Annotated in this window: 23 protein-coding genes, 2 tRNA genes and 1 riboswitch; of the genes, 7 read left to right on the top strand and 18 right to left on the bottom strand. The window is 64.2% G+C overall.

Features of this window, described 5'->3' with window-relative positions; genetic code table 11:
• Positions 1-364 precede the first annotated feature (364 nt).
• A complete protein-coding gene (locus tag PJK54_RS01380; RefSeq protein WP_077372832.1) occupies positions 365-1,528 on the top strand; it encodes an oxidoreductase in 1,164 nt (387 codons plus the stop codon).
• Positions 1,529-1,599: 71 nt separating this feature from the next.
• On the opposite strand, the gene PJK54_RS01375 is transcribed toward PJK54_RS01380, so the two are convergent.
• From PJK54_RS01375 to rloA3, 9 genes are all read right to left on the bottom strand, one after another.
• Positions 1,600-2,775: an NAD-dependent epimerase/dehydratase family protein gene (locus tag PJK54_RS01375; protein WP_333781904.1), complete on the bottom strand. Its 1,176-nt coding sequence runs from the start codon at positions 2,773-2,775 to the stop codon at positions 1,600-1,602.
• Positions 2,772-4,727: an ArnT family glycosyltransferase gene (locus PJK54_RS01370; protein WP_271302016.1), complete on the bottom strand. Its 1,956-nt coding sequence runs from the start codon at positions 4,725-4,727 to the stop codon at positions 2,772-2,774. Before PJK54_RS01370 ends, PJK54_RS01375 begins: the two co-directional genes overlap by 4 nt.
• Positions 4,724-6,517 (bottom strand): ArnT family glycosyltransferase, encoded by a 1,794-nt coding sequence (locus PJK54_RS01365; RefSeq protein WP_271302015.1) that lies wholly within the window; start codon positions 6,515-6,517, stop codon positions 4,724-4,726. The genes PJK54_RS01370 and PJK54_RS01365 overlap by 4 nt, the downstream gene beginning before the upstream one ends.
• Positions 6,514-6,987 (bottom strand): lipid-A-disaccharide synthase N-terminal domain-containing protein, encoded by a 474-nt coding sequence (locus PJK54_RS01360; RefSeq protein ID WP_271302014.1) that lies wholly within the window; start codon positions 6,985-6,987, stop codon positions 6,514-6,516. The genes PJK54_RS01365 and PJK54_RS01360 overlap by 4 nt, the downstream gene beginning before the upstream one ends.
• Positions 6,987-7,958, bottom strand: coding sequence for a glycosyltransferase family 2 protein (locus tag PJK54_RS01355; protein WP_271302013.1), 972 nt, complete (start codon positions 7,956-7,958; stop codon positions 6,987-6,989). The genes PJK54_RS01360 and PJK54_RS01355 overlap by 1 nt, the downstream gene beginning before the upstream one ends.
• A gap of 253 nt (positions 7,959-8,211) precedes the next feature.
• The gene (rlmF, locus tag PJK54_RS01350; RefSeq protein ID WP_271302012.1) at positions 8,212-9,402 is read right to left on the bottom strand and encodes a 23S rRNA (adenine(1618)-N(6))-methyltransferase RlmF; all 1,191 of its coding nucleotides are present in this window, start codon (positions 9,400-9,402) and stop codon (positions 8,212-8,214) included.
• A 295-nt stretch (positions 9,403-9,697) separates the two neighbouring features.
• Entirely contained in the window at positions 9,698-10,564 is an 867-nt protein-coding gene (gene fhuF / locus PJK54_RS01345; protein WP_271302011.1) for a siderophore-iron reductase FhuF, read from the bottom strand.
• Positions 10,565-10,693: 129 nt separating this feature from the next.
• On the bottom strand, positions 10,694-11,077 hold the full coding sequence (locus PJK54_RS01340; RefSeq protein ID WP_271302010.1) for a thiol-disulfide oxidoreductase DCC family protein: 384 nt from the start codon (positions 11,075-11,077) through the stop codon (positions 10,694-10,696).
• Between the two features lie 102 nt (positions 11,078-11,179).
• Positions 11,180-11,797, bottom strand: coding sequence for a retropepsin-like aspartic peptidase RloA3 (gene rloA3, locus PJK54_RS01335; RefSeq protein ID WP_271302009.1), 618 nt, complete (start codon positions 11,795-11,797; stop codon positions 11,180-11,182).
• Positions 11,798-12,109: 312 nt separating this feature from the next.
• Between rloA3 and PJK54_RS01330 the strand changes: the two genes are divergently transcribed.
• Entirely contained in the window at positions 12,110-12,796 is a 687-nt protein-coding gene (locus PJK54_RS01330) for a DUF4396 domain-containing protein (protein ID WP_084208988.1), read from the top strand.
• Positions 12,797-13,019: 223 nt separating this feature from the next.
• Here PJK54_RS01330 and PJK54_RS01325 read toward each other — a convergent pair whose 3' ends face one another.
• The 6 genes from PJK54_RS01325 to PJK54_RS01300 all read right to left on the bottom strand — a co-directional run bounded on the left by PJK54_RS01325 (position 13,020) and on the right by PJK54_RS01300 (position 16,541).
• Positions 13,020-13,748, bottom strand: coding sequence for a YebC/PmpR family DNA-binding transcriptional regulator (locus PJK54_RS01325; protein ID WP_077372806.1), 729 nt, complete (start codon positions 13,746-13,748; stop codon positions 13,020-13,022).
• A gap of 210 nt (positions 13,749-13,958) precedes the next feature.
• Positions 13,959-14,312: a TusE/DsrC/DsvC family sulfur relay protein gene (locus PJK54_RS01320; RefSeq protein ID WP_077372803.1), complete on the bottom strand. Its 354-nt coding sequence runs from the start codon at positions 14,310-14,312 to the stop codon at positions 13,959-13,961.
• 83 nt (positions 14,313-14,395) lie between these two features.
• Positions 14,396-14,686, bottom strand: coding sequence for a sulfurtransferase complex subunit TusB (gene tusB, locus PJK54_RS01315; RefSeq protein ID WP_084208989.1), 291 nt, complete (start codon positions 14,684-14,686; stop codon positions 14,396-14,398).
• Positions 14,687-14,846: 160 nt separating this feature from the next.
• The gene (gene tusC / locus PJK54_RS01310; protein WP_271302008.1) at positions 14,847-15,275 is read right to left on the bottom strand and encodes a sulfurtransferase complex subunit TusC; all 429 of its coding nucleotides are present in this window, start codon (positions 15,273-15,275) and stop codon (positions 14,847-14,849) included.
• A gap of 10 nt (positions 15,276-15,285) precedes the next feature.
• The gene (gene tusD, locus PJK54_RS01305) at positions 15,286-15,675 is read right to left on the bottom strand and encodes a sulfurtransferase complex subunit TusD (protein ID WP_077372797.1); all 390 of its coding nucleotides are present in this window, start codon (positions 15,673-15,675) and stop codon (positions 15,286-15,288) included.
• 197 nt (positions 15,676-15,872) lie between these two features.
• The gene (locus PJK54_RS01300) at positions 15,873-16,541 is read right to left on the bottom strand and encodes a Bax inhibitor-1/YccA family protein (RefSeq protein ID WP_065392578.1); all 669 of its coding nucleotides are present in this window, start codon (positions 16,539-16,541) and stop codon (positions 15,873-15,875) included.
• A 254-nt stretch (positions 16,542-16,795) separates the two neighbouring features.
• On the opposite strand from PJK54_RS01300, the gene PJK54_RS01295 reads away from it, so the two are divergent.
• The 3 genes from PJK54_RS01295 to PJK54_RS01285 all read left to right on the top strand — a co-directional run bounded on the left by PJK54_RS01295 (position 16,796) and on the right by PJK54_RS01285 (position 18,559).
• Positions 16,796-16,886, top strand: a tRNA-Ser gene (locus PJK54_RS01295).
• A gap of 196 nt (positions 16,887-17,082) precedes the next feature.
• Positions 17,083-17,173: transfer RNA gene (locus tag PJK54_RS01290), tRNA-Ser, on the top strand.
• 174 nt (positions 17,174-17,347) lie between these two features.
• Complete coding sequence (locus tag PJK54_RS01285; protein ID WP_191236775.1) at positions 17,348-18,559, top strand: DEAD/DEAH box helicase; 1,212 nt, start codon at positions 17,348-17,350, stop codon at positions 18,557-18,559.
• A gap of 74 nt (positions 18,560-18,633) precedes the next feature.
• Here the strand turns inward: PJK54_RS01285 and PJK54_RS01280 are convergent, their stop codons facing one another.
• The 3 genes from PJK54_RS01280 to PJK54_RS01270 all read right to left on the bottom strand — a co-directional run bounded on the left by PJK54_RS01280 (position 18,634) and on the right by PJK54_RS01270 (position 22,753).
• Positions 18,634-19,764 carry a GGDEF domain-containing protein gene (locus PJK54_RS01280; protein ID WP_167593029.1) on the bottom strand — a complete coding sequence of 377 codons (1,131 nt, stop codon included), beginning with the start codon at positions 19,762-19,764 and terminating at the stop codon, positions 18,634-18,636.
• A 198-nt stretch (positions 19,765-19,962) separates the two neighbouring features.
• Positions 19,963-21,672 (bottom strand): potassium/proton antiporter, encoded by a 1,710-nt coding sequence (locus PJK54_RS01275; protein ID WP_271302007.1) that lies wholly within the window; start codon positions 21,670-21,672, stop codon positions 19,963-19,965.
• 121 nt (positions 21,673-21,793) lie between these two features.
• On the bottom strand, positions 21,794-22,753 hold the full coding sequence (locus PJK54_RS01270) for a hypothetical protein (RefSeq protein ID WP_084208992.1): 960 nt from the start codon (positions 22,751-22,753) through the stop codon (positions 21,794-21,796).
• Positions 22,754-22,878: 125 nt separating this feature from the next.
• A riboswitch (TPP riboswitch) is annotated at positions 22,879-22,992 on the top strand.
• Positions 22,993-23,053: 61 nt separating this feature from the next.
• Here PJK54_RS01270 and PJK54_RS01265 point away from each other — a divergent pair.
• Together PJK54_RS01265 and PJK54_RS01260 are read left to right on the top strand one after the other, a co-directional pair.
• On the top strand, positions 23,054-23,806 hold the full coding sequence (locus tag PJK54_RS01265) for an ABC transporter ATP-binding protein (protein WP_077372784.1): 753 nt from the start codon (positions 23,054-23,056) through the stop codon (positions 23,804-23,806).
• The gene (locus tag PJK54_RS01260; RefSeq protein ID WP_077372781.1) at positions 23,803-24,570 is read left to right on the top strand and encodes an ABC transporter permease; all 768 of its coding nucleotides are present in this window, start codon (positions 23,803-23,805) and stop codon (positions 24,568-24,570) included. The genes PJK54_RS01265 and PJK54_RS01260 overlap by 4 nt, the downstream gene beginning before the upstream one ends.
• The last annotated feature ends 3 nt before the right edge of the window (positions 24,571-24,573 follow it).

Below are 24,573 nucleotides of genomic sequence, written 5' to 3'. Positions count from 1 at the left end.
TTGCGGGCCTGTTTCGTTGCATGCACATGCGTGGGTGCAGGGCATGTGCATGGAAAGCAGTACACCGTTGCCACAATATGCAGCAACCGTGAATTGATTACGAAAATCCCTTGATATTCAGGCAATTACGCAATCAAGTTGTCGAAACGACAACACTCTCCTTCCAGTGATCCCGCTTGTGACACCCCACCTCGGCAGGCACGATATATCGCATACAGATGATCCGTCGATCATCCCTCAAGGCCACTGCACGGCGTCTGCATGACGCCAGCACTGCATCGATTTCCGTCTTGTTCAGTACGCAGTCAGTGCAGGTCCCACGACCGGATACGACAGCGGAGTCATCTCCGCAGGAGAGTTACGCATGACAGACACCAAGACACTGTTCACCGCCCACACGCTTGGCGAGCTTGAGCTTCGCAATCGCCTGGTGCTCGCGCCGATGACCCGTACCAGCGCCCAGGAGGATGGCCTGGTCCACTTCGACATGGTCGATTACTACCGCGATTTCGCGCGCGGCGATTTCTCGTTGTTGGTCACCGAGGGCCTGTACACCGATGAGGCCTTCAGCCAGGGCTACGCCAACCAGCCGGGACTGGCCACTCAGGCCCAGCAGGACAGCTGGCGCCCGGTGGTCGAGGCCGTGCATCAACAAGGCGGCCGACTCATCGCCCAGTTGATGCATGCCGGTGCCCAGACTCAGCACAACCGCTTCAAGGATGAGGTGGTCGCACCCTCAGAGAGCCGGGCCAGTGGCGAGATGCTCAGCTTCTACGGCGGCTCCGGCCCCTTCCCGCTGGCTCGCGAGATCAGCGAATCGGAGATTCACGAGGCCATCGCCGGCTTTGCCACCAGTGCTCGCCTGGCCAGGGAAGCTGGCTTTGACGGGGTCGAGCTGCACGGTGCCAACGGCTACCTGATCCACCAGTTCATCAGTGAGCGCTTCAACCAGCGTGACGATGCCTGGGGCGGCGATGCCACTGCCCGGCTGGCCTTCCCGCTCGCGGTGATCCGCAGTGTGCGTGAGGCCGTCGGCGACGACTTCCCACTCGGCATGCGGCTGTCGCAGGGCACCGTGACCGAGCCGGACCTCAGCTGGGCCGGTGGACCTGACGCGGCTCGTGCGCGCTTCTCGCACCTGATCGAGGCTGGCCTGGACTTCCTGCACCTGACGGGTGGCGATGTCGCCGCACCCGCCTTCCCCGAGGCAGCGAATGCTGACGAGCGCTCGCTGAGCCTGACGGCGCTTGCCGACCAATCGCGCAAGGCACTGGAGTCAGACATCACGCTGATCACCAATGGCGGCGTGGACAGCCCCGAGAAGGCAGTGGCGGCGCTTGAGCACGCCGACCTGGTCGCGATCGGGCGTTCGGCACTGGCCAATCACGACTGGCCCAAGCGCGTGAAACGCGACACCTGCCTGACGCCCTTCGACTTCGCGATGCTGTCTCCATTGGCCACCCTGGCCAACGAGGAAGACTGGCGCATCGCCAACGACAAGCCGGCCAACTGCGAAGGCCGCTGCTGATGTCGGCAGACTGAAGCAGGACGCAGCGGGCCCCGCCACTCAGTGGCGGGGCCCGCTGCGTTGGAAACCCGTCAAGCCTTGAAGGGCGCTTCTGCACTGAAGGCCAGCCCCGCCGATGCCGGCGGTCTGATGCTCGTCATGCCGCGCAAGGTGCTCAAGTGCTGGGCCGTCATTCCCCTCGCGGCTTCCGACGCCTCGTGCTCTCGCTCATCCTGCGTCTCGCTCAGCAGCGACGGATAGTGCCGCGCCCACTCGGCCAGCTCCTCAAGCCCCGTGGCAAGACTGACCACTGGCCGAAAACCGGTCAGCGCCTGGAGTGCCGAGGTGTCAGCCCAGGTGCGCTCGACATCGCCCGGCTGCATCGGCAGCAGACGTCTGCGGGCCGTGATGCACAGCGCCGCTTCCAGTCCGTTGATGAAGTCTCCCAGCGCGATGGGCTCGCCACGGCCGAGATTGAGCACCCGTGACGGTGCCGCGCTGGACACCTGAGCGGGTGGCAGCGGCATGAGACGGAAGATGCCCTCCACGATGTCACTGACATGGGTGAAGTCACGTGCCATCTGCCCCCGGTTGTAGACATCGATCACCTCACCGGCCAGCAGCTTGCGCGCGAATCTCAGCGGCGCCATGTCCGGTCGGCCGCGCGCGCCATAGACGGTGAAGAAACGCAGCCCCGTCACCGGCATGCCATAGAGGTGCGAGTAACTGTAGGCCATCAGCTCATTGGCTCGCTTGGTGGCGGCATACAGCGATAGCGGCCGCTCCCCCACCTGGGCTTCCTGCAGAGGCTGAGCGGCGTCATCCCCATAGACGGAGCTGCTGGAAGCGTAGAGCAGATGACTCGGACGCGCGGCACGGCACGCCTCGAGAAGGTTGACGAAGCCGACCAGATTGCTGTCGACGTAATCGAAGGGCTGGCTGATGGAATGCCGCACCCCGGCCTGGGCGGCCAGGTTGACGACCACCTCGAAGCCCTCGTCCTTCATCAAGGCGAGCAACGCCTCGCGCTCGACCAGATCCAGCGGCACGAAGCGGAAACTGCCCGGCCGGCGGCCATCGCCGCACTCTCCCGCACACTGGCTGGCCAGCGTCTCGAGGCGCGCCAGACGATGCCTCTTCAGCGCCAGCGGATAATAGGGATTGAGGTTGTCGAGTCCGACGACCTGCATGCCTTCCTGCAAAAGGCGCTCGCACAGCGCGGCGCCGATGAAGCCTGCGGCTCCCGTGACCAGAATCTTCATGCTCATTGTCTCTCCTGCGCGGACATGTCCCGCTTTAATGACGCGGACGGCAAGCCACCCAACGCCGCTGCGGGAATCGTCATCACTCGATGGCGTCCCTGATGGAAGATCCGTGAGGTATCCGCCTTGCCATCCGCTGCCGCCTGACACCAGTCGCGCATGCCGGCCAGCGGGCCTTGCGTGCCTGGCAGACGCAGACACTTCTCCGCCTCGATCACCAGCCAGCCATCCGGATGCGCCGCCTGCCAGGCGCTAAGCGACCCCGCATCCCGCGTGAGCGTCTCCAGTGGCCGGGTCAGACGGCCGGTGAATTGCCAGGTCGCTTGATAGTCCCAGCCGACGACAGCCACCTGCTGGCCAGCCTGCTGTCGGCCATTGATCCATTGCGCGATGGCGGTCTGATCCAGACGCGGCCACAGCGGGCGCAATGTCAGGCTCAACAGACAGGTCACCAGCAACACGCTGCCCAGCACCAGGCGGCGCTGCGCATTCAGGACACCGTCGTGGCGGGCCTGCACACCCGACACCTGACGCGCACTGATTGCCCCTGACGTCGCGCTGGACGGCCACAGGCCTGACATCAATGCCAGCAAGCCCGCGCCAGCCAGGAAACTCGACAGGCTGGCACTGCTTGAGGCCACCAGTGCAGAGTCCGCCGACCATCGTGCAAGGCCTGTCGGCGCCAGTGACGGCATCACGATGACCGCCAGTGCCAGACTGGCAACGCCCAGTCCACCGCTTGTCATCGCCAGCAGCCGCAGCGCCCCATGAGCCGGTGGCTGACGAAGCGCCGCCCAGGCCAGCAACAGGCTCAGCGGCACCAGCAGCGGCATCAGGTAATGCACCTGCTTGCCGGAGATGAGCGAGAAGATCAGCAGGCCACTCAGCGCCCAGACGCGTCCCAGCCTCAACAATGGCTGCTCGGCCGTCGGCCGCTGGGCAATCGAGGCCAGAAACCCCTCCAGCAGCAGACGCGGGCGCAGGCTGAACGGGAAGATCAACACCACAAGCCATGGCAGATACCACCACAGCGGCCGCGCATGATCCTGCGCGGAGACGACCCGATGCGCCGTCTGCCCCCACAGCAGGTCCTCCACGTAGCTGGCCGGCCCGGTGATGACGGCGGGCAGCAACCACACGCACAGCACCACGAGACCCAGCAGCAGACTCATTCCCCAGCCGCGCCACTCGCCGGCCCAGACCTGGCGGGCCTTCGCCTGAGTCCACCAGGGGCGCGAGCCGACCACCACAGCAAACCACAACAGCGCCACCGGCCCCTTGGCCAGTAGGGCAAGCCCCAGCCACAGCCCACTCTCCGCCACCGCCTTCCAAGGCAAGGGCTGAGCCCCCTGTGGCGAACACCAGGGCCGCAGCGCCCCCAGCAGACAGGTAGTCAGCAGTACATCGAACATCAAGGCCTGGCTGTAGAGCATCCACATCAGGCAACCGGCGAGCGTCCAGCGGGTCAGAGAGACCCACTGCTCACGCACCTGCCATTCATCGCCCTCCCCCGCGGCCACCGGCCACAGGGTGCGAGCGACGCGTCCCAGCTGCCAGATCCCCAGCAGACTGACCAGCGGCATCAGCACTTTCGGCCAGACTTCATTGACCCCGAAGACCGCCCAGCCAGAGTGGATCAACCAGAACAACAGCACCGGCTTGTCCGCGTAGGGAGCGCCATTCATGCTCGAGACGAACCAGTGACCGGAATGCCACATCTCCCACGCCACCGAGACATAGCGGGTTTCATCGATGGGCAGATAGGGTCGCGCCAGCGCTCCTGCCATCAGCAAAGTCAGCCACAGTGCCCAGCACAGCCGCTCGCTGGCACACAGGTTGGCCCCTGAGCTGACGGCGCTTTCGGCCAGTGCCATCGCCTTGCGCCAGCGGCCAGCCCGGGTGGCGGGCTCCGTCTCGCTGCGCTTGATCACACGTGAGCGGGGTGTCTGACGTTTCATGGGCGGGCCTCCGTCATCACGTCATGGCGCCCGGGGAGGCCGATCAACCGCGCCGCCTCATCGGAGACCGAGGTCGGCGCCAGATACATCGGCGCGGCATCAGCATCGCCGCGACACGCCAGCGCCGCTCCTCCGGGTAGCAGGGCCCAATGTTCATCCGGTTCACTCAGCGTGATGGCCTGCGTTGCCTCCAGGCAGGCATGCCGCTTGAGCATCCTGGGAGTCATCAGGGCCCAGCGATGCTGCGGTGCCGCTTGCAGCCAGGCATACAGCCGCGAGAACTGGTCCGCCTCCGACGTCTTGTAGCCGAAGTGCCATAGCGGCTGGCGCGCCTGCAGGAGGTACTGCTCCCGGAAGTCAGGGATCGCCAGCGCCTGGTGATCACTTTGCTCGGCGACCTGAGCCATCAGTGCCGCCGGATTGCGCACCGGGTCCATCAGTCGCGCGCCCCAGGTCCCCCACAGGACCCAGAAGACCACCAGCCAGCTGCCCAGCGCGAGCAGGCCACCACGTGGTTTCCACCCCGCGCACAGCGCCACGCCAGCCCCTCCCAGAAGCCCCCACCATCCCCAGGGCACCAGGCCTTCCTGCTCGGCAAGCCTCGTCAATGCCGGAAGTCCAGCGGCCCCCAGCAGTGCCGCGCCCAGAAAGATGCCGGCAAGTCCCGCGCACAGCGCGAAGGCCAGCCAGGCGACATGCCGCTTTCTGGACAGGCCGGGCAACAAGGGCGCCAGGCCGACCACCAGCAGCGGCAGCGCCGGCAGGAGGTAGACGCCCCGCTTGCCGGGGGACAGCGAGAAGAACACCACGATCAAGACCGCACCGCTCAACGGCAGCCAGACGCGTAGATCACGACGCCACAAGCGGGTGGCGAGAGCCTTCGGCCACCAGGGCAGCGTCAACAGCAGCGGCATCCACGCCCAGGGAATCACCTGGGTCAGGAAGTAGTGCCAGGGCTTGAGGTGGTGCCAGCTGTCGGCGTAGCGCTCGGCGGTCTGCTTGAGCAGAATGTTGTCGCGATAGGCTGCCAGCTCCGGGTCGGCAGAGAGCAGCGACATCACCAGCATCGGCCCGACCCAGACCAGTGGTGCTGCCAGCAACCAGCAGAGCCCGATCAACAGCTCACGCCAGGACAGCTGACCGGCACGCTGGCCACCACTGCGCCAGCGCGACGCTCGGCGCATGGCCAGCAGCCAGAACGGCAACATCAGGAGCGGCAGGAAGCCGACTCCCTTGGTGATGATGCCCAGCCCCATCGCGAAACAGCCAAGATGGAAGTAGCGCACACCATCATCGAGCAGTGCATGGCGCAGCATCCCCCAGCAGCCGAGCATGATGAAGGCGGTGACCAGCATGTCGATCTGCGCGGTACGTGCCTGCAGCACGAACTGCAGCGTGGCGATCAGCCACAGGCCGGCGATGAAGGCGACGCGCTTCCCGTGCAGGCGACGGATCAGGTCCACGCTCAGCGCCAGCGTCACCACCCCGGCGACCAGCGACGGCAAGGCGAAGCCGATGCGAATGTCGCCACTCACGCCGGTGGCCAGGCCACTGAGCCACATGAAGATCGGCGGCTTGTCGGGATAAAGCTCCCCCCCGCGATGCGGCAGCCACCAGTGGCCGGTGACCCACATCTCGAGACCGTTGAGCGCGAAGCGTGGCTCATCCGCCGGCCAGGGCATGCGCATGCCGAGCCCGATGGCCGACACCAGCAGATACAGCAGCGCAAGGCTCCACCAGGGGTGACGGGCGAGGCGTTGATAGAGACGGGCTTGAAGCATCGTCGTCATGCGCACGATGCCTTGTGCCGAGCACTTCGTGCCTCGAGTCGCGCCACCTCATGGGCGAGCCGGGCATTCTCCTCCGCGAGTCGAGCGTGTTCGGCCCGCAGCCGACTGTCGCCGGCCGCGAGGAGTGAGCCCTCCGGCTCGCAGGCCTTTGAGGAAGCGGTGGGCTTCTCGACGCTCGATGCATCGTCACTGGCCGCCTGCTGGCGTGAGGCGCGGTCCCGCTTGATCAGGCTCAGGTTGCGCAGATAGATGAGGAGTCCGGCCCCCTGGCCGGCGATGAACACCGGGTCCTGGCGATGGATGGCATACGCCAGCAAGGTCATGCCGCCTGCCAGCGAGAACCACCAGAAGGCGCGCGGCACGATGGAACGACGCGCCTTCTCGCTGGCCAGCCACTGGATGATGAAGCGCGCCGAGAACAGCGCCTGACCACCGAAGCCGAGGGCCACCCACCACGGATTGACATCCATCAGTGTGCTCCCCGCGCCACGCCGGCGTGAGGTGTGGCGATGCCAGAGAGATCGACCGCCCCAGTCGCCCTGCCGGTATCGATCCCCGACATGTCTCTGGCGGCATGTTCGCCGACTTCCGATACATCACGGCTTCTGCAAGCGGGATGGAGCGCGACCTCCAGCGGCGACAGCGTCTCACTGACGGCATTGCCGGAGAGATTCTGCAGCGGCGAGGGCAGGCGCGAGCGACGTACCAGCCACATCACGCCGATGATGTCGCTGATACCGACCCACAATCGATCGAAGAAGCCGTACTTGGAAACCCCGGCGACACGCTCACGATGGCGTACCGGCAAGGACTGCACCTTGCCGCCCTGTGCCCGCACCAGCGCAGGCAGGAAACGGTGCATGTGATCGAAATACGGCAGACGCAGGAAGACGTCACGACGTGTGACCTTGATGCCGCAGCCGGTGTCCGGCGTATCGTCATGCAGCAGCGCCTGGCGGATGGCATTGGCCAGCCGCGAGGACACGCGCTTGACAGCGTCATCGCGGCGTTCGGTGCGATGCCCCGCCACCATGTCCAGTCCCTCGAGACTGGCCAGTGACAGCATGTCCGGCAGGTCTGCCGGGTCGTTCTGGCCATCGCCATCCAGGGTCGCCAGCCATTCGCCACGCGCCAGACGTGCGGCCTGCCACAAAGAGGTGCTCTGCCCGAAACTGGTGTCATGGTGATAGGGACGCAGCCGCGAATCTTCCAGGGCTGCCTGCGTGAGCCAGCGCCAGCTGTCATCGCTGGAGCCATCATCGACCACGATGATCTCGTAACGCCGACCGGCGAGTGCCGCATGCACCTCGGCGATCAGCTTCGGCAGGTTGTCTCGCTCATCACGCCCGGGTATCAGCACCGAAATCCCCTCGCTCGAGGAATCCTCCTGCGCTGACACATGCGGTGAGCTGGGGGTGGGCATTGCGGTTGAGGACGGCATGGCACGGCTCCTGGCGAGGATGGGGCGGAGAACATGACGGCCAGTTGCCGATGCCCCTGTTGATCTGGGCAGGCAGGCCGCGCGTTGCAGCAGAGACTGCGCGCGAACCATTAAGACAGCATTAAGTGAGGCTCAGATGACACCCGCCAATGCAGAAAGCCCCCGTCGCGCGGGGCGACGAGGGCTTCCTCAAGGGTCCATGATGCTGCCGGAGACTGTGCTGCAAAGGCCTCGGCGAGAGCCGGCGTCAAGGTCAGTCGTGATTCTGCCAGTGGTCTCGCCCCCACTGCCGGCGCTCGGCGGGCGTCAAGAATGACCAGACCACACAGCGACTGATCTTCTGTCCCTGGGACATCTCGATCACCCGCACCTCGCTGGCACCGCTTGCCGCCAATGCCTGCTTGATCCCCGGCAGACTGCTGGCATGCGCCACCAGCGAGCTGAACCACAGACAGCGCGACGCCACGTCACGACTCTCGCTGACCATGCGCGTCACGAAGGCTTCCTCTCCTCCCGGACACCAGAGTTCGGCCGCCTGACCTGCGAAATTCAGCGCGGGTGCCGACTGGGCGCTGTGTCGGCGAGACCTGTCGACCCTGGATCTGTCGTCACCAGCCCGCTCCTGGCGAGTCCTGCCCTTGCGCGAGGCATTGCCGCGCTGCTGGCGCGACTTGTCCAGCCCCCGCCATTTGCGCTGCGCTTCACGCGCCATGTCAGCTTCGCTGGCATGGAATGGTGGATTGCACAGCACCAGATCGAAGCGTTCCGCCTGCCCCCATAGCCCGGCGAAGAGCGCACGCCGATCCCGTTGCAGACGCAGCTCGATCTGACCACGCAGCACCACATTGGCCATCACGTTGCGGTGGGCCGATTCCAGCGCCGTGGCGCTGATGTCACTGCCGACCATCTGCCAGCCGAAGCTGCGATTGGCCAGCAACGGATAGATGACATTCGCACCGACACCGACATCCAGCGCCCTGACTCGCTCCCCCGGGGGCAACTGCCCCCGCCCGTTGGCCTCGACCAGCAGGTCCGCCAGATAGTGCAGATAGTCGGCCCGGCCGGGAATCGGCGGACACAGATAGCCCTCGGGAATGTCCCAGTCGCTCACCCCGTAGTGATGACGGAGCAAGGCGCGATTGAGGGCCTTGACGGCCATCGGGTCCGAGAAATCGATCGAGGCGTTGCCGCCCGGTGTCGTGATGAGAAAGGCCGCCAGTTCCGGGCTGACCCGAGTCAGCGCCGACATGTCATAACGCCCCCGGTGGGGATTGCGCGGGTGCAGCTCTCCCTTGCGGGCCGGTATCACCTTGACGGGCGCCGCGCTGGAGGTGGCGGGCTTCCCTCGGGAGGCCGGCTGCCGCCTGGCGGGCGAGTCGTGTCGGGAAGAGGCATCGGACTTGGACGGGGAAGCACCGCGTGGGCGGCGCGAAGAGGAGGACATGACGACATACCAGGCAATGACGGGGCCCGCCATCTTACCAGAGGGCGCAGTGACAGGCGGCTACCCTCGGGCAACTTTGCCCACCGCAGACGTCCTGTGCTTGGAAAACGCCCATGGGAGGACGTTCACGGCGAGAATTCACCACCATCCGGCGGGAGCCGCGGGAGCCGCGAGAGCTGCGAGAGCCACAAGTGCGATAAGCGAGGGCCCGCCAGACGAGGCGCGGCTCAACCAGGGGCTTTGCTCAACCAGGGTCACTGCTCAATCAAGGTCACGGCTCAACCAGGGTCACCGCTCAACCAAGGTCACTGCCGATCAGTGCCCCACGCGCGTTGGCACGCTGGTCGACTCGGCGCGCCTGGGCACGGCGTGCCGTGGGACGCTCGATGGCCAGCGGGCAATTGCTGCAATAGCCAAGGCATTCGATACGGTAACGCACGCAGCATACCTTGCGGGGCACATGCCGTTCGCCATGGCGGTCCATCACCTCGCTGACCGGCTGATACAGCGGATTGCGCCGCCCGTCCGCCAGCACCCTGGTCGCCATCAGCTGGCGTGCCGGCGCGGCCTGCGCGACCCACCCCTGCTCCTCCAGCATGCCGACGATGTACACGAAGTAATGTGCCGCGTTGCTCCAGAAGACCTTGGGACCCAGCGGGGTATGCGGCACGAGGCGCTCAATGACGGCCTCGAGATGCGCCAGATAGCCCTGGAAGCGCACCTGCAGCCGCGCCTCCTCCTCTGCCGCCGCGATATCTGCCGTGAGGCTGACGCCCTGACCTGCCGCGTCATCGAGTATCAGCTGGGTGACCACACCATGCTCGCCAAGGCGCAGCGAGAGATGGCGCAGCTCCAGCGGCAGTTGATGGTCGAGCAGCAGATTGGCCGCCAGTGGCAGCGATACCATCGAGGACAACAGGTACTTGGACCACTGGGAAAGCAGTGCCCGCTCATCCGGTGCCTCCGCGCCCTGCTGCCCCTCGTACTGCATGCCATGTGCGGCGATGCAGGCCGAAAGCCAGCCGGGGCTGAGCACATCACGTGCCGGCACGACACGGTCCAGCGATGACTCGCCACCTGCCTGCGCCTGAGCGCTGGTAGTGATCAGGTCCCGATAGGCAACCATCGGACCGGCAAAGAGCGGGGAAAGCGCGTCGATCATCGGTAGGCTCGCAGACATGAGGAGACGGACGGTGCCTCACATACTAACGAAAACTATTAGCATTTGCATATCAAAAAAGCGTGATGGACCTCAGGCGTGTCTTCCCTCTCTCGTCAAGCCTGCCGCCCGTCAGAGCCTGCCATCCCGGCATAGCCGACGCCTGACCCAGGCATCATAGAGACGAGTCAAGGTCGGCTCGACCAGCGGACGAGTGATCAACCACCCCAGCCAGGCAAGGCCGGGGAGACGGGCCAGCAGCAGACGGTACGCCGGCATGCCATCGCAGATCCGCTCATCGGCCGTCTCGACATGCAATGACAGCAGCGCGCGCTGCAGGGAAATGCCCCGCGCGGCGAGACGCTCGGCATGCTCCGTCGCATCCCACCACTCGACGCCAGCATCGAGGCGCGACAGTCGCTCATAGCGTGCACGCTCACGCCGACATACGGGACAGCGTGCATCGTAGTAGACCTTGAGGGCCGCTCGAGACGGCGGCCGGGCGGAATCCGACATGCTCTGACTCTCCGGGGGATGAATGTCAGCGTCTGGCCATCAGGGCTGCTGATCAGAGCTGGTGATCAGGACTTGTGATCAGGGCTGGCGCAGGGCCACGGCTCAGGAAGCCGCGCCGATCCGCTCGGAATACTGCTTGTCTTCATAGCGATGCAGCGGCGCATCCTCGCCACAGTCCGGCGTGGTCTGGAAGGTCTTGCGCACGTCGAGCACGCCCAGGCTCTGGATGGTGCGACGCCCCAGCAGTACCGGGTAATTCATGCCATCACGATCCCGCAGACTGAACTGCTCCTCGTAACGTTCGCCCCCCATGCACAGGGTCATCAGGACTACCGGGCGCGTATCACGTCCGCCGGCGCCGGAGACGGTCAGGTCACGATAGAGCGGGCGCTCGAAGGAATTCTCGACCATGTCGCCGCTGGCCTCATCCTCGACCTCCACGTCAAAGCGCACCCATTCCTCGTCGTCACGCGTGAACGTCTCGATGTTCTCGGCGTGCATCGAGGACGTCAGCGCGCCGCTGTCCAGCTTGGCCTTGACCAGCACGCCCCAAGGCTCGATGGTCGCCTTCTCCACCCAGCCGAAGACCTTGTCCTCCTCGGCCTGAGCCGCCGTTGGCAATGCCAGCGAGGCGATCAGCCCGAGCCCGGCAGCCCCGGCAAATTGACGGGTGACGCGTGAAAGAGAGCGTGAAAGAAAGGTAGCAGCGTGTCTCGACATCGTGACTCCTGATAAAGGTGGCGACATTGCCAGCGCAACGTCCAACATCTTTCACCATGGAGGTTTGCACCAAGGTTAACAAGCCATGAGAGCACCACATGACATGTCATCGCGCCGCTACGTTGCGTTTGTGCACCCTTGATCTCGCGCGCCTTGTCCATCAGGTATCACTGAGTGCCCGGGCATTGCCTCGCTGAGATCGCCTCGCTGAGATCGCCTCGCTGAGATCAGCGCCATGTCATCACTGCAGGAACATCGGCGCCGGGCCATCCGTGCCATCCCATCAGAATGCCCGATACGACAGGAGGTCCCATGCAATCCGCGCTACGTGATCTACTTTCCGACTGGAGCCTGTTTCTCGGCTGGTTACTGCTCATGCTGCCGTCACTGGTCTGGGTCCTGCGTGACCTGACGACCAGCAATGCCCATCTGGCGCCGATGATGAAGTGGGTCTGGGGGCTGACCACGCTGTACTCCGGAATAGTGGGCCTTCTCGTCTATCGCTTTGCCGGGCGCCGCCAGATCGCGGACAACCGTGATGCACGCAAGGGACTGAGAAGCGTCGCGCACTGCTATTCGGGCTGCGGACTCGGGGAGTTCGTGGGGGTTGTGCTGGCGGTGGGTCTGCTGGCACTGGGCAACTTCGCGACGGCGATCATCACCTTCCTCTTCGCCTACCTGTTCGGCTTCCTGCTGACCGTCGGCCCGATGCTTCAGGCCGGCAGCGATGACAAGCGCAAGGTCATCCAGGATGCGTTCAGAAGCGAGACCGCCTCGATCTTCGTCATGGAGCTGGTGGCCATCTCGGTCGACCTGTGGCTGGGAGGCAGATCAGGCATGCATGACGCCCTGTTCTGGAATTCGATGGTCATCTCGCTGAGCCTTGGCCTGCTCGCCGCCTGGCCCGTCAATGTCTGGCTGGTGAAGCGCGGCATCAAGGGAGGCATGGCCGACCCACGCGAGACGGACCCGCATGCCCAGCATCACGCGCACTGCTGAGCCAGTCGCCGTGACGGTGGTTTGGTCTGCACTGCCCTCACGCTTTCCTGGTGCTGCTCTTGCGACGATCTCGCCTCGCTTTCTTGAACGTACCGCTTTCTTGAACGTACCGCCTTCTTGAAAGAGCAGACAGGAAAAGGCCCCGCCGGGGAAACCGGCGGGGCCTTGCGGGCTATCGTCTCAATGGCTCATGCCACGGGACCTGCCGTGATGCACAGCTCGGTCAGACGAACTCGCCATTGTGATGGACCTGCTGCACGTCTTCGCAGTCATCGAGCATCTCGAGCATCTTGTTGAGCAGCTCGGCGTCGTCACCGCTGACCTCGGTGTGGATCTGCGGGATGAAGCTGATCTCGTCGACTTCGAAATCAAGGTCTTCCCCGAAGAGATCGGTCAGTGCGCCCTTGGCCTTGAAGTGCTCGGTGGTCGGCGTCAACACGGTGATGATGCCATCATCCAGCTCGATATCGCTGACATCGACGTCAGCTTCCATCAGTGCCTCGAGCACCTTCTCCTCGTCGTCTTCCGCACCCTTGAAGGACAGGATGGCGCGGTGATCGAACATGTGCGAGACCGAACCCTGGGCGCCCAGCTTGCCCTTGCCCTTGTTGAAGCAGGTACGCACTTCACCGAAGGTACGGTTGTTGTTGTCGGTCAGGCAATCGACGATGACCATGACGTTGCCCGGACCGAAACCTTCATAGCGGGCCAGCGCGAAATCTTCACCGCCGGCGCCCTTGGCCTTGTCGATGGCCTTGTCGATGACGTGAGTCGGCACCTGATCCTTCTTGGCCTTCTCGATCAGACGACGCAGGCTCAGGTTACCGTTGGGGTCGACACCACCGCTCTTGGCCGAGACGTAGATCTCGCGTCCGTAGCGTGAATATACGCGCGCCTTGTTGAGTGAAGTACGCGCCATTGACTCTTTACGGTTCTGGAATGCTCTTCCCATGCAAGTCGACTCTTGTCCGCCTGAATTCAAATGCCCTTGCGATCGTGTCGCGGGACCTGATGCACCGCCGCCAGCTGGCCGCGATGCATTGCTGCAGGGAATAGTAACGCAGACCGCGCTCTGCGTCGCCATCGCGCCGCTCTGCTCGGCGCGGACTTGAGGGTTGTGTGCATGTGCCCGGCGCGATTGTCGGCGCGGCAAGGCACTGCCTCACAGGCAGTTGGTCGGCTTGGGCAGTCCTGCCAGGCGCGCGCCCACCTTGGGGGGACTGTCAGGAAACAGGCGCATCAGATGCAGCGAGCGCCCCTTTTCCGGCCCGAAGCGCTGGGTCATCGCCTTGGTCAGCGGCCGCATGGCCGGGGAAAGCGAGAAACGCTGATAGAAATCCCGCAATACCTCGATGACCTCCCAGTGTTCAGGGGTCAACTCACGGCCTTCTTCCGCCGCCAGCCGCTCGGCCAGCGCAGGGCTCCAGTCCTCGAGATCCACCAGATACCCCTCGGCATCAAGACCGATCTCACGTCCGTCGAGAGAAAGCGTACGTACCGTTTCACTGCTGGCCATTGCTCATCCTGATGTTTCGTTCCACTCAAGAAATGACATGCGACATGCCTGTCCGGCTGGCGTGACACCTCGCGCCGCGCCGCTCAGAACCAGGAGATCGTCTTGTCCGCGGCCTCGGTCAGCGCAACGAAGCCATCCACGTCCACCACGATCACGCTCGCGCTACAACGGCCCGACAGGCCACGTGACTCGAGATCCTCACGCAAGGCGAACAGACGCCCCTCCAGGCCGACGAAATAGTGCTCCGCGCCAGCCAATGCGCCGTTGACACCATCCTCGATCAGCAGCAGCTGGTCCTCGGGCCCCATGGCATTGAGCGCATCATCCAGAATGCGACTGGAAAATGGCGAGCGATTGAGAAGATGAAGATTCATGCAATTATCCAGTCAAGGGAGGCAGGAGTGCGCGGGACAGAGACGCGCCCGCGAAAGACGTGAGCCGCACGCCCGCCAGTGCGATCTTGCGCCCGAAGCGAGAGCGCGAGGGTGATGATGGCGGAGCATACCAGCCGCACGCCCGGGCGTCAGGCAGGCCTCAGAAGCTCAAGACCCGCGAGAAGGCGCCGGTCAGCGCCACGATATCGTCGTGCTCCATCAGGGTCACCGGCAACAAGGCGATATCCTCGACGCTCAGGCCCCGTGCGCGCAGGGCGGTGGCATCCACATAACAGCGCTGGACATCGTACATGTCCAGCGCTGCCAGGAGATTGTCACTGCCCTTCTGCCCCAGCGCGCCCGGTTGCTGGCCTTCCAGCAGGGCCAATACGCCATCCCCACTGAACAGCAACCCGACCTCGCGCCCGAAGGCCGCCGCGACCATCGCCGCCTCCAGCCCCTCGCGCAGCCAGCTGCTGCCATGCGGCGCGTGACGCAACAGGATCAACAGATCGCCCGGCGCGAGGTCATCGCTCACCTGCCCAAGGTCGGCAGCGTGCGTCGCTGTCTGTGACATCGCATCACTCATGGTGCTCTCCTCAGGCGAAGGTGATCAGGTGGTCATTCTCGAGCGTGGCTTCCACCAGCTGCCCGAGTCCGGTCAACTCGAAGGGCGCCTCGAGGGTCGCCCCCTGCTTGCCGTGTCGCGCGGCTTCACGCTCATCGAGCATGCCACGCCTGAGCCCGGCTGCCACGCACACCTGCAGACGGGTCTCGCCCTGCTCCGCCAGCGCGATCCAGCGGTCCCGCAGATGTGGCTCATCCTGAGGAGGTGCCATCATCGTCGCCGCGTTGTAGACGCCGTCGTGATAGAAGAACACCGTGCTCAGACGATGCCCGCGGGCCAGCAACGCCTCGGCGAAGCGCAGGGCCGAATGACTGGCCTGCTGACTGTAGGGACCGCCGTAGACGGCCAGAGCGTAACGCATGTGAACCTCGAGTCGGCTGCGCATTGAGGGCGACATTCTAGCGCGAGTGGTGGCATCTGTCAGAGCCCCGCATCGCCACCACCACCGCCGCGACGTACCGCCGTTCCCTGCCGCCGCGCCGTGTCCATGCCCCACAACGCAACGACCCCGCCGAGGCGGGGTCGTTGATGCAAGGCTTGCGGGGTAGCGTCTGACGATCAATCGTCGGATGCAAAGCCCAGCAGCGCCAGCAGGCTGACGAACATGTTGTAGATTGAGACGTACAGGCTGACCGTCGCCAGCAGATAGTTGGTCTGCCCGCCATGGATGATCTGGCTGGTCTCGAACAGGATCGCCGCGGAGGCGAACAGCACGAAGCCGGCCGATACTGCCAGCGCCAGACCACTGATGTTGAAGATCATCGCCGCCAGCATCGCCAGAATCAGCACGATGGCACCCGCGAACAGGAAGTTGCCAAGGAACGAGAAGTCCTTGCGCGTCACCAGTGCGACCGCGGACAGACCGGCAAAGGTGATGCCTGTCATGCCGAGTGCCGTCATCACCAGCTGAGCGCCGTTGGGCATGCTCAGGTAGGCATTGAGCACCGGGCCGAGCGTGAAGCCCATGAAGCCGGTGAAGGCGAAGGTCGCGAAGATGCCGGCGGTGGAATTCGCGGTCTTGTGGACCAGGAACATCAGACCGTAGGCACCGATCAGCAGCACGAAGATGTTCATGCGGCCCACGCCCATGCTCATCGCCACGCCAGCGGTGAGCGCAGAGAACAGCAGCGTCATCGCCAGCATCATGTAAGTGTTGCGCAGTACCCGGTGGGTACTGAGTGAGCGGCTCGCGGTATCCTGCGAGACCTGCCAGGAGCTGTTAGCCATGGTGTCTATCCTCAGGTTGCTACGATGGATGCATCGAATTGACCCCAGCATGCCCGTCGGGGTTTCCCTAATCAAGAGACAGGACGATGAAAAGCCCGTTTCATGCAACTATCCAGCGCGCAAAAGGCAACCTCATCCTCGCTCTCCCCGCACAGTATGGCACTCGCTACCTTTCAAGCATCTGAACGGAAAGGAAATTCACTCCAAGTCCTTGACGCGGCCAGAGAAATCCGTAGTATTTCATCCCGTGAGTCGGAGGGATGGCAGAGCGGTTGAATGCACCGGTCTTGAAAACCGGCGTAGGTTAATAGCCTACCCAGGGTTCGAATCCCTGTCCCTCCACCACCTTGATTCCGAAAGCCCCGTCTACTTCAGGTAGGCGGGGCTTTTTCGTGCTCGCCCTGTCGCCTGGCAGCCGGCAGCGCTCAAGGGCGTTTGATGATCACCGCAAGTGATTGTCCGCGATGGCTTTTCCGAAGATTTTTCTTCGCCCACCTCTTGCTATTCTCATCAGTTTCGGTAGTATTTCGCTCCGTGAGTCGGAGGGATGGCAGAGCGGTTGAATGCACCGGTCTTGAAAACCGGCGTAGGTTAATAGCCTACCCAGGGTTCGAATCCCTGTCCCTCCACCACCTTGAATTCCGAAAGCCCCGTCTACTTCAGGTAGACGGGGCTTTTTCATTGCACACCTGCCTGCAGTGGCCATTCCTCATGGCATCCTCCCGGGGAGGTACAATGGATCACTCAACGCCTTGCGACACCCCGTGGTCGTACAATCCCTCCTCCCCTTGAAAAATCGAGACACCATGCCATTTTCCGCCCTTGGATTGAGCGACCCCATCGTCAAGGCCGTTACCGAGCAGGGTTATCAGACTCCGACCCCGATTCAGGCGCAGGCGATTCCCGTCGTGCTGGCCGGCGACAACCTGATTGCCGCCGCGCAGACCGGCACCGGCAAGACGGCAAGCTTCGTGCTGCCCCTGCTGCAACAACTGATAGACGCCCCCGAGGTTCGCGCCAAGCGAGTGCATGCCGTCATCCTGACGCCGACGCGTGAGCTGGCCATCCAGGTGGAAGACAACATCCGCCAATATGCCGCACATCTCACGCTCAGCTCCATGGCGATGTATGGCGGCGTGGACATCGCCCCGCAGCAACAGCGTCTGATCGAAGGCGTGGACATTCTGGTCGCGACGCCAGGGCGTCTTCTCGACATGTTGACCCGACGCGCGATCCATCTCGACGAGACACGCACCCTCGTCATCGATGAAGCTGACCGCATGCTCGACATGGGCTTCATCGCCGACATCAACAAGATCGTCGAGAAACTGCCCAGCCAACGTCAGAATCTGCTGTTCTCCGCCACCCTGTCGACCCAGGTACGCATGCTGGCCAGAACCGCGGTGACGGACGCCGTGGAGATTTCCATCGCGCCGGAAAACACCAGCGCTCCCGAGATCACCCAGAGCCTGATCACGGTCGACAAGGAATTCAAATCCGCACTGCTCAGCCACCTGATCCAGAGTGGCGAGTGGCAGCAGGCGCTGATCTTCATCGAGACCAAGCGCGGTGCGGCCAAGCTGGTCAGCCAGCTGGAGAAGCGCGGCATTGGCGCCGAATCCTTCCACAGCGGACGCAGCCAGGCGGTCCGCGAGCAGCTGCTGGCAGACTTCAAGGCAGGCAAGGTGCCATTTCTGGTGGCGACGGGCGTCGCGGCGCGCGGCATCGACATCGATGACCTGCAGCGGGTGGTCAACTATGACCTGCCGGATGAGGCAGAGAACTATGTGCACCGTATCGGACGCACCGGACGCGCCGGGGCAAGCGGTGAAGCCATCTCACTGGTATCGCGTGATGATTTCCGCAACCTGTGCGCCATCGAGCAGCATCTGGGCAACTTCATCGAGCGTGTGGTGATCGAAGGGTTCGAGCCCGGACTCGCCGTGCCCGCCTCGACGATGGACCCGCTGCCACGCAAGCCGGCCCGCGCTCGCCGCCGACCTGCCGGCAAGCGCTGAGCCATTCGCGCACCGTACGCGACACCGCGACAGTGGAACCTCCTCCACTGTCGCTCTCACTGCTGATCACCGCCTCACGACCTGCTGCCGTGAGATTCGCTGCTGCGCGATACCGGCCCCAGCTGGTTGTCGCTGACGAAACGATTGCAGCCTTCGCGCTTGGCGCGGAACAGGTTGACGTCCGCCTTGGCGATCAGGCTTTCCAGATCCTTGTCCCCGGACTGGCGCTGGGCGACGCCGATCGAGAGACTGACATCGAGACTGTTGATGCCGTCATTGATGACGAAGGGCAATGCCGAGGCCCCCTTGCACAGACGCTCCGCCACCTGGTCGGCGCGCTCACCATGCAGCCGCGGACTCAGCAGCACGAACTCCTCCCCGCCATAGCGACCGATCAGATCCTCTCCGCGCAGGATACTGCGCATGCGCTTCACCAGCTCCTTGAGCACCTGGTCGCCCGCCGCGCGTCCCCAGGTCTCGTTGATCAGCCCCAGGTGGTCGACATCCACCATCATCACGCTGATGGGCTGTGTTCCCATCAACATCTCACGCCCCTTGTCGATCAGTTCCGCGCGACTCAGCGCCCCGGTCAACTCATCGAACCGCTCGCGTGACTCGAAACGCTGGCGCAAGCGATCCGCCGACCACCCCATCTGTACCAGCACGAGGGTGAAGAACACGGTCAGAACGCAGAGATTGATCAGTCGGAACGCGAATGCCCACCCGGGCGGCAGCGGATTGGCCACCCCCTGGAACATCAGCACGACATAGGCCAGCAGCGGCATGCTCAGGCAGATGAGACACAGCAGCAGACGTCGCGTGAAGGGCATGCGAATGCAGTAGATGCACAGCAGCGCACCGAAATAGAAATAATCGAAACCGGGGGCTGGACCGAAATAGCCCAGAGACAGACTTATCTGGGCACAGGTACCCAATGCCAGCAGGTTGGCGGCCAGCACCTCTCGGCGCGCGCGATGCAGCTGCAGACAGACAAGGTCCACCACCAGCATGCCCAGATCCAGCGCCAGAATGCCCATCTCTCCCAGCCAGAGCATCAGACCGGCATACAGCAGGTGACTCGCTATCGCGAGCACATACACCACATTGAAGGTGGCGTGGAAGGTCTTCTCGTCCTCGGTGAGGCCTGGTGGGAAATCCTCGAATCGCAACAGCCAGCGCGCAAGGTGTGGATGTGGACTGCCCATGAGACTATCTCCTTGGCTGCTGACCACCATTCGTGGCCAGCCAGACCAGGCGGGTAAAGGCCTGACGAGCCAAGGGTACGTCATCCCTCAGTCGAAAGGAGATCAGCACATTACACGCAATGCATAAACCCGCCACCAAGCGCCGTGCCAGCCTGGCGTCACGACAGGCAGAACCGGGTCACGACGGAAAGATCCGCGTCAATGCAGGCGCAGCCCCACCTTGGTGATGCGATTGCCCTCGACCTCATTCACCACCCAGTGAATGCCATGCCAGTCGACATCATCCCCGACCACCGGCACCCCGCCGACTCTGCGGGTGATGAACTCGGCGATGGTCAGGTGCTGCTCGCCCTGAGAGAGCGTCAGTCCGTAGACATCGGCGATATCCTGCATGTTGGCATCCCCTTCCAGGGTGAAGGTGCCGAAGAAGGCGCGCTGTTCATGCTGCAGACTCTCGCCATTGAACATGCGATTGAGGCTTGGCACATCACAGGAGCGCCCGACGACGCACAGCACGTCCTTCTGATGCAGACAGGTGCTGCCCTTGGGATGGATCAGCACCTTGTTGCGGAACAGCGCCCCGACCTTGGCCCCGGAGGGGAAGCGCAGCATACGCAAGGCCACGCCTTCCAGCGCCGTGTTGTCGACCCGGTAGACCAGCATCTCGTAATCGTTGACGGGCATGATGCCCAGCAGATTGCGGCGGCTGGGCTGTGCGCCCGGCGGCACCACCACCCTGAGCTTGCGCGCCATGGGAGCCAGCGACGAGCCCTGCACCAGCAGCGAGATGATCACCACGAAGAAGGCGACATTGAAGTAGACGCCGGCATTCTCGACCCCGGTGATCACGGGGAAGATCGCCAGCACGATCGGCACCGCCCCCCTCAACCCGACCCAGCTGATGAACCACAGCTCTCGCCAGCGGAAGCGGAAGAAAGGCTTGAGACACAGGATCACGGCCAGGGGGCGCACGAACAGGATCAGCGCCACACTCAGAATGGCGGCCGGCAGCGCGAACTGCAGCATCGTGGAGGGTGAGACCAGCAGACCCAGCATCAGGAACAGCACGATCTGGGACAGGTGGGCCAGTCCGTCATGCACCGGCAGGATGTGTTCGAGGTGGCGCCCCGGATGATTGCCGATCATCAGGCCACACAGATAGATGGCCAGGAAGCCACTGCCACCGAGCTCATTGGTCGTCGCGAACAGGCTCAGGCCCAGCGCCAGCGCCAGCAGGGAATAGAGGCCGGGCGCCAGATCCAGATAGCGCATCAGACGGGCGATCAACCAGCCACCGGCGATCCCCATGCCCGCGCCGACCCCGAACTGCAGCGCGAAGCTCATGAGTCCGGCGGCGACCCCCGTCAGCTGTCCGGTCAGTATCTCGGCCAGAGTGATGGTGAGGAAGATGGCCATCGGGTCGTTGGTACCGGACTCGATCTCCAGCGTCGCCCCGACCCGCTCGTTGAGGTGCACCCCCTGCCCGCCCAGCAGCGAGAACACGGCGGCGGCATCGGTGGAGCCGACGATGGCACCGACCAGCAGGCCTTCGATCAAGGTCAGATCAAACAGCCACATGGCCAGCAGTCCCACCAGCCCGCTGGTCATGAAGACCCCGACGGTCGCCAGCACCAATGCCGGCTTGAGACCCGCACGGAAGGTCGAGAGGCGGGTGCGCAGCCCCCCATCGAGCAGAATGAGTGCCAACGCCAGGTTGCCGATCAGGTACGCGGTAGAGGCATCATCGAACTGGATGCCGAGCACGCCATCCTCCCCCGCCAGCATGCCGAGCCCCAGGAACAGCAACAGCAGGGGCATGCCGAGACGAGCCGAGACCCGACTTGCCAGCACGCTCAAGGCGATGAGCATGCCCGCCAGCAAGAAGTAATAGTTCAGATTCTCTACCACGTGTGCTCCCCCGCCATTCCCGGCACCAAGTCTCGAATCACGTCTGCGACGGCCCAGAGACAGTATTCCATGTCAGCGACGAGGCTGCAGAGAAATTTCTCAAATATTCATGGACTTGCGATCAACATGTCAGGCTTCTCGGCGACACCCAGGCCGGGGCTGCCGCCAGCTCGGCGTAGCGGGTCGGACCGAAGGCTTCCATCGCCCACAACAGGGCTCGGCACAGCTCACGCTGACCGTCGATATCGACCATGCGCCCATGACGCGAATAACCGGCGAGGAAGGCCTCACGCTGACTCGGCGTCTCCAGCAACAACTCGATCAGTGCCCAGTCGAACTCGATCGGGGCCCACACCAGAGCCTCCCAGTCGCTCCATACCCAGCCGGTGGCGGCGCACAGATATTGGTCCGCGCGCAGGTCCGGCAGACTCCAGACGGCGCGAGCGGGATGCGAGAAGGTGCGTGATGGCAGGTCCCCCAGCTCGTGGGACAGGGGATGGCGCGCGAGAAAACGCGTCACGCGGGCATTCCAATGCAGCAGCGGCATGGGCTGGGCAAGGGGCTGACCAAAGCCGGACACGGTGTCCTGATGCAGCCGCCCGACCTGATCTCCCAGCAACTCACAGAAGGTGTCACTGAGATCACTGGGCTGACCGCTGGACCACGGCAGATGCCAGACGGGCGCGCCATCGAGACGCCCCAGATAGGTCAGCGGCAGCGGAGGGATGGGCAAACGCGCCGGCAACGCGCCCGCCAGCCGTGTCAGGGCCTCAGGTTGCGCCCAGCGATCGGCGCCGAAGACACCGCGCATCGCTCGCCAGAAGGGGTCGTGATCCGGGCCGGTCCGCGCCAGCTTGATAAGGCCGGGGGTGCCGCCACGCTGCCGCCACAACCAGTTGGCACTATCCGGCCAGGCAAGTGCCAGCGGCTCCAGAGCATGCCCCAGATAGGTGGAAAGACGGCGAGTCAGCGCATCCTCCGGCCAGCCATTGGGCACGGATGTCGCGTCTGGCATCACGGGTCGCCGCGGTGGCACGGGATAACCGCTGGAGCAGGTCGAGAGATCCGGGGTATCAGGCATGTTGATCTCCTTGAGGCTGCGATACCTCGATAGCATACCCAACACCGGGCCATGCAGCATAGCCACACGACAGCCACCCCGACGATGGCAGGGATGCAACCGGCGGGCAGGTGACGGTACACTGTCGGCCTGGATGGGGGTGCCCGAAAGTGGGCTGAGAGCCGATGCGTCACGTCGCATGGCAACCCCTGGAACCTGATCCGGTTGATACCGGCGGAGGGAATTCCGGTCACCTGCCCAAGCGTCAGGCGCCCTGCGTGCTTCCTCCCCTCGGCATGCCGCCTGACCACGGATGACACTGTGTCGCTGGGACTCTCCCTCAACAACGCTCGCATCGATTACGCCAGCCATACGCTGTTTCGTGATCTGTCGGCGCGTCTGGATGCCGGAAGCTGGACGGCCCTGCTGGGCCGCTCAGGCTGCGGCAAGAGCTCACTGCTGCGCCTGCTGGCCGGCCTCGAGATGCCCGACCATCACACGCTGGAACTCACCACCGATGATGGCAAGCCACTGGCGGGTCGCGTCGCCTGGATGGCGCAGCAGGACCTGCTGCTGCCCTGGCGCCGGGTGCTGGACAACCTGTGTCTGGGAGATGATCTCCATCGTCGCCCTCGCGATACCGAGCGGGCTCGCGAACTGCTGGCAGCGGTGGGTCTGGAGGGGCGCGAGCAGGCCTGGCCAGACGCCCTCTCCGGCGGGCAACGCCAACGCGTCGCATTGGCGCGAACGCTCTACCAGCAGGCTCCGGTGGTGATGATGGATGAGCCCTTCTCCGCAGTGGACGCCATCACGCGACTCGAACTGCATGATCTCGCCAGCCGGCTGCTGGACGGACGCACCGTGTTGATGGTCACGCATGACCCGCTCGAGGCGCTGCGCCTGGCCGACCAACTGCTGGTACTGCGCCCGGGCCGCGACAGCCAGCAGGGGGCAGTGCTCGACTGCCTGCCCGGGCTCTCGCCGCCTCGCCCGGTGCCGCTGGACCTGCCCGCCCTGCAGCAGGCCCAGTCCGAATTGATCACACGCCTGCGCGACGGCGAGGAGACGCCATGAAACGCCTGCATGCCCTGCGTCATCTCGCCATCAGCGCCGCCGTCCTGCTGGGACTCTGGCAACTGGTGATCATCACCACGGCCGTGCCGCCCTACATCCTGCCAGCGCCACTGGCAGTCGCGGAGGTGCTGGTCCGTCAGGCCCCGATGCTGGCACACCACGCCGGCATCACCTTCGCCGAGATTCTTGGCGGGCTGGTACTGGGGGTCCTTCTCGGACTGAGCACCGCGCTGGCACTGGCGTTCATCCCTCGTCTGCGGCGCACCCTGCTGCCATTGCTGCTGATCAGCCAGGTGATCCCGCTGTTCGCGATCGCTCCACTGCTGGTGCTGTGGCTGGGCTATGACATGCTCTCCAAGGTCGTGATGGCCACGCTGATCATCTATTTCCCCGTGGCCTCCACCGGCTACGACGGCTTGCGCCAGACTCCTCAGGGCTGGCTGGATCTCGCCCATACCCTGGGTGCCAGCCCGTGGCGACTGCTGCTGCATGTCCAACTGCCCGCCGCGCTGCCGGCATTGGCTTCCGGCGTGCGCATGGCAGCGACAGCCGCTCCCATCGGGGCCGTCATCGGTGAGTGGGCCGGCGCAAGCCAGGGCCTCGGCTATCTGATGCTCAATGCCAATGCCCGGATGGAAATCGACCTGATGTTCGCCGCCCTGCTGGTGCTGGTCGCCTTTTCGCTGCTGCTGTATTTCACACTGGATGCCCTGCTGCGTCGCCTGATGCCCTGGCATCGGGATCGCCTGACCCGTTTGAACTGAGCG

It is taken from the genome of Cobetia sp. MMG027 (assembly GCF_027947415.1).
Classification (GTDB): Bacteria; Pseudomonadota; Gammaproteobacteria; order Pseudomonadales; family Halomonadaceae; genus Cobetia; species Cobetia marina.
Note: the sequence above shows the minus strand (reverse complement) of the source record. Positions and strands in the feature narration are given on the sequence as shown.

What these genes read in the sequence shown, in the direction of transcription:
- fhuF (WP_271302011.1), bottom strand. Translation starts at nt 10,564, where the DNA reads ATGATCGACGCGCTTTCCCCGCTCTTTGCCGGTCCGATGGTTGCCTAT.
- rloA3 (WP_271302009.1), bottom strand. Translation starts at nt 11,797, where the DNA reads ATGTCGAGACACGCTGCTACCTTTCTTTCACGCTCTCTTTCACGCGTC.
- PJK54_RS01365 (WP_271302015.1), bottom strand. Translation starts at nt 6,517, where the DNA reads ATGACGACGATGCTTCAAGCCCGTCTCTATCAACGCCTCGCCCGTCAC.
- PJK54_RS01330 (WP_084208988.1), top strand. Translation starts at nt 12,110, where the DNA reads ATGCAATCCGCGCTACGTGATCTACTTTCCGACTGGAGCCTGTTTCTC.
- PJK54_RS01270 (WP_084208992.1), bottom strand. Translation starts at nt 22,753, where the DNA reads ATGCCTGATACCCCGGATCTCTCGACCTGCTCCAGCGGTTATCCCGTG.
- PJK54_RS01340 (WP_271302010.1), bottom strand. Translation starts at nt 11,077, where the DNA reads ATGTCGGATTCCGCCCGGCCGCCGTCTCGAGCGGCCCTCAAGGTCTAC.
- rlmF (WP_271302012.1), bottom strand. Translation starts at nt 9,402, where the DNA reads ATGTCCTCCTCTTCGCGCCGCCCACGCGGTGCTTCCCCGTCCAAGTCC.
- PJK54_RS01355 (WP_271302013.1), bottom strand. Translation starts at nt 7,958, where the DNA reads ATGCCGTCCTCAACCGCAATGCCCACCCCCAGCTCACCGCATGTGTCA.
- PJK54_RS01280 (WP_167593029.1), bottom strand. Translation starts at nt 19,764, where the DNA reads ATGGGCAGTCCACATCCACACCTTGCGCGCTGGCTGTTGCGATTCGAG.
- tusD (WP_077372797.1), bottom strand. Translation starts at nt 15,675, where the DNA reads ATGCGTTACGCTCTGGCCGTCTACGGCGGTCCCTACAGTCAGCAGGCC.
- PJK54_RS01320 (WP_077372803.1), bottom strand. Translation starts at nt 14,312, where the DNA reads ATGGCCAGCAGTGAAACGGTACGTACGCTTTCTCTCGACGGACGTGAG.
- PJK54_RS01375 (WP_333781904.1), bottom strand. Translation starts at nt 2,775, where the DNA reads ATGAGCATGAAGATTCTGGTCACGGGAGCCGCAGGCTTCATCGGCGCC.
- PJK54_RS01260 (WP_077372781.1), top strand. Translation starts at nt 23,803, where the DNA reads ATGAAACGCCTGCATGCCCTGCGTCATCTCGCCATCAGCGCCGCCGTC.
- tusC (WP_271302008.1), bottom strand. Translation starts at nt 15,275, where the DNA reads ATGAGTGATGCGATGTCACAGACAGCGACGCACGCTGCCGACCTTGGG.
- PJK54_RS01285 (WP_191236775.1), top strand. Translation starts at nt 17,348, where the DNA reads ATGCCATTTTCCGCCCTTGGATTGAGCGACCCCATCGTCAAGGCCGTT.
- PJK54_RS01380 (WP_077372832.1), top strand. Translation starts at nt 365, where the DNA reads ATGACAGACACCAAGACACTGTTCACCGCCCACACGCTTGGCGAGCTT.
- PJK54_RS01360 (WP_271302014.1), bottom strand. Translation starts at nt 6,987, where the DNA reads ATGGATGTCAATCCGTGGTGGGTGGCCCTCGGCTTCGGTGGTCAGGCG.
- PJK54_RS01325 (WP_077372806.1), bottom strand. Translation starts at nt 13,748, where the DNA reads ATGGGAAGAGCATTCCAGAACCGTAAAGAGTCAATGGCGCGTACTTCA.
- PJK54_RS01370 (WP_271302016.1), bottom strand. Translation starts at nt 4,727, where the DNA reads ATGAAACGTCAGACACCCCGCTCACGTGTGATCAAGCGCAGCGAGACG.
- PJK54_RS01300 (WP_065392578.1), bottom strand. Translation starts at nt 16,541, where the DNA reads ATGGCTAACAGCTCCTGGCAGGTCTCGCAGGATACCGCGAGCCGCTCA.
- tusB (WP_084208989.1), bottom strand. Translation starts at nt 14,686, where the DNA reads ATGAATCTTCATCTTCTCAATCGCTCGCCATTTTCCAGTCGCATTCTG.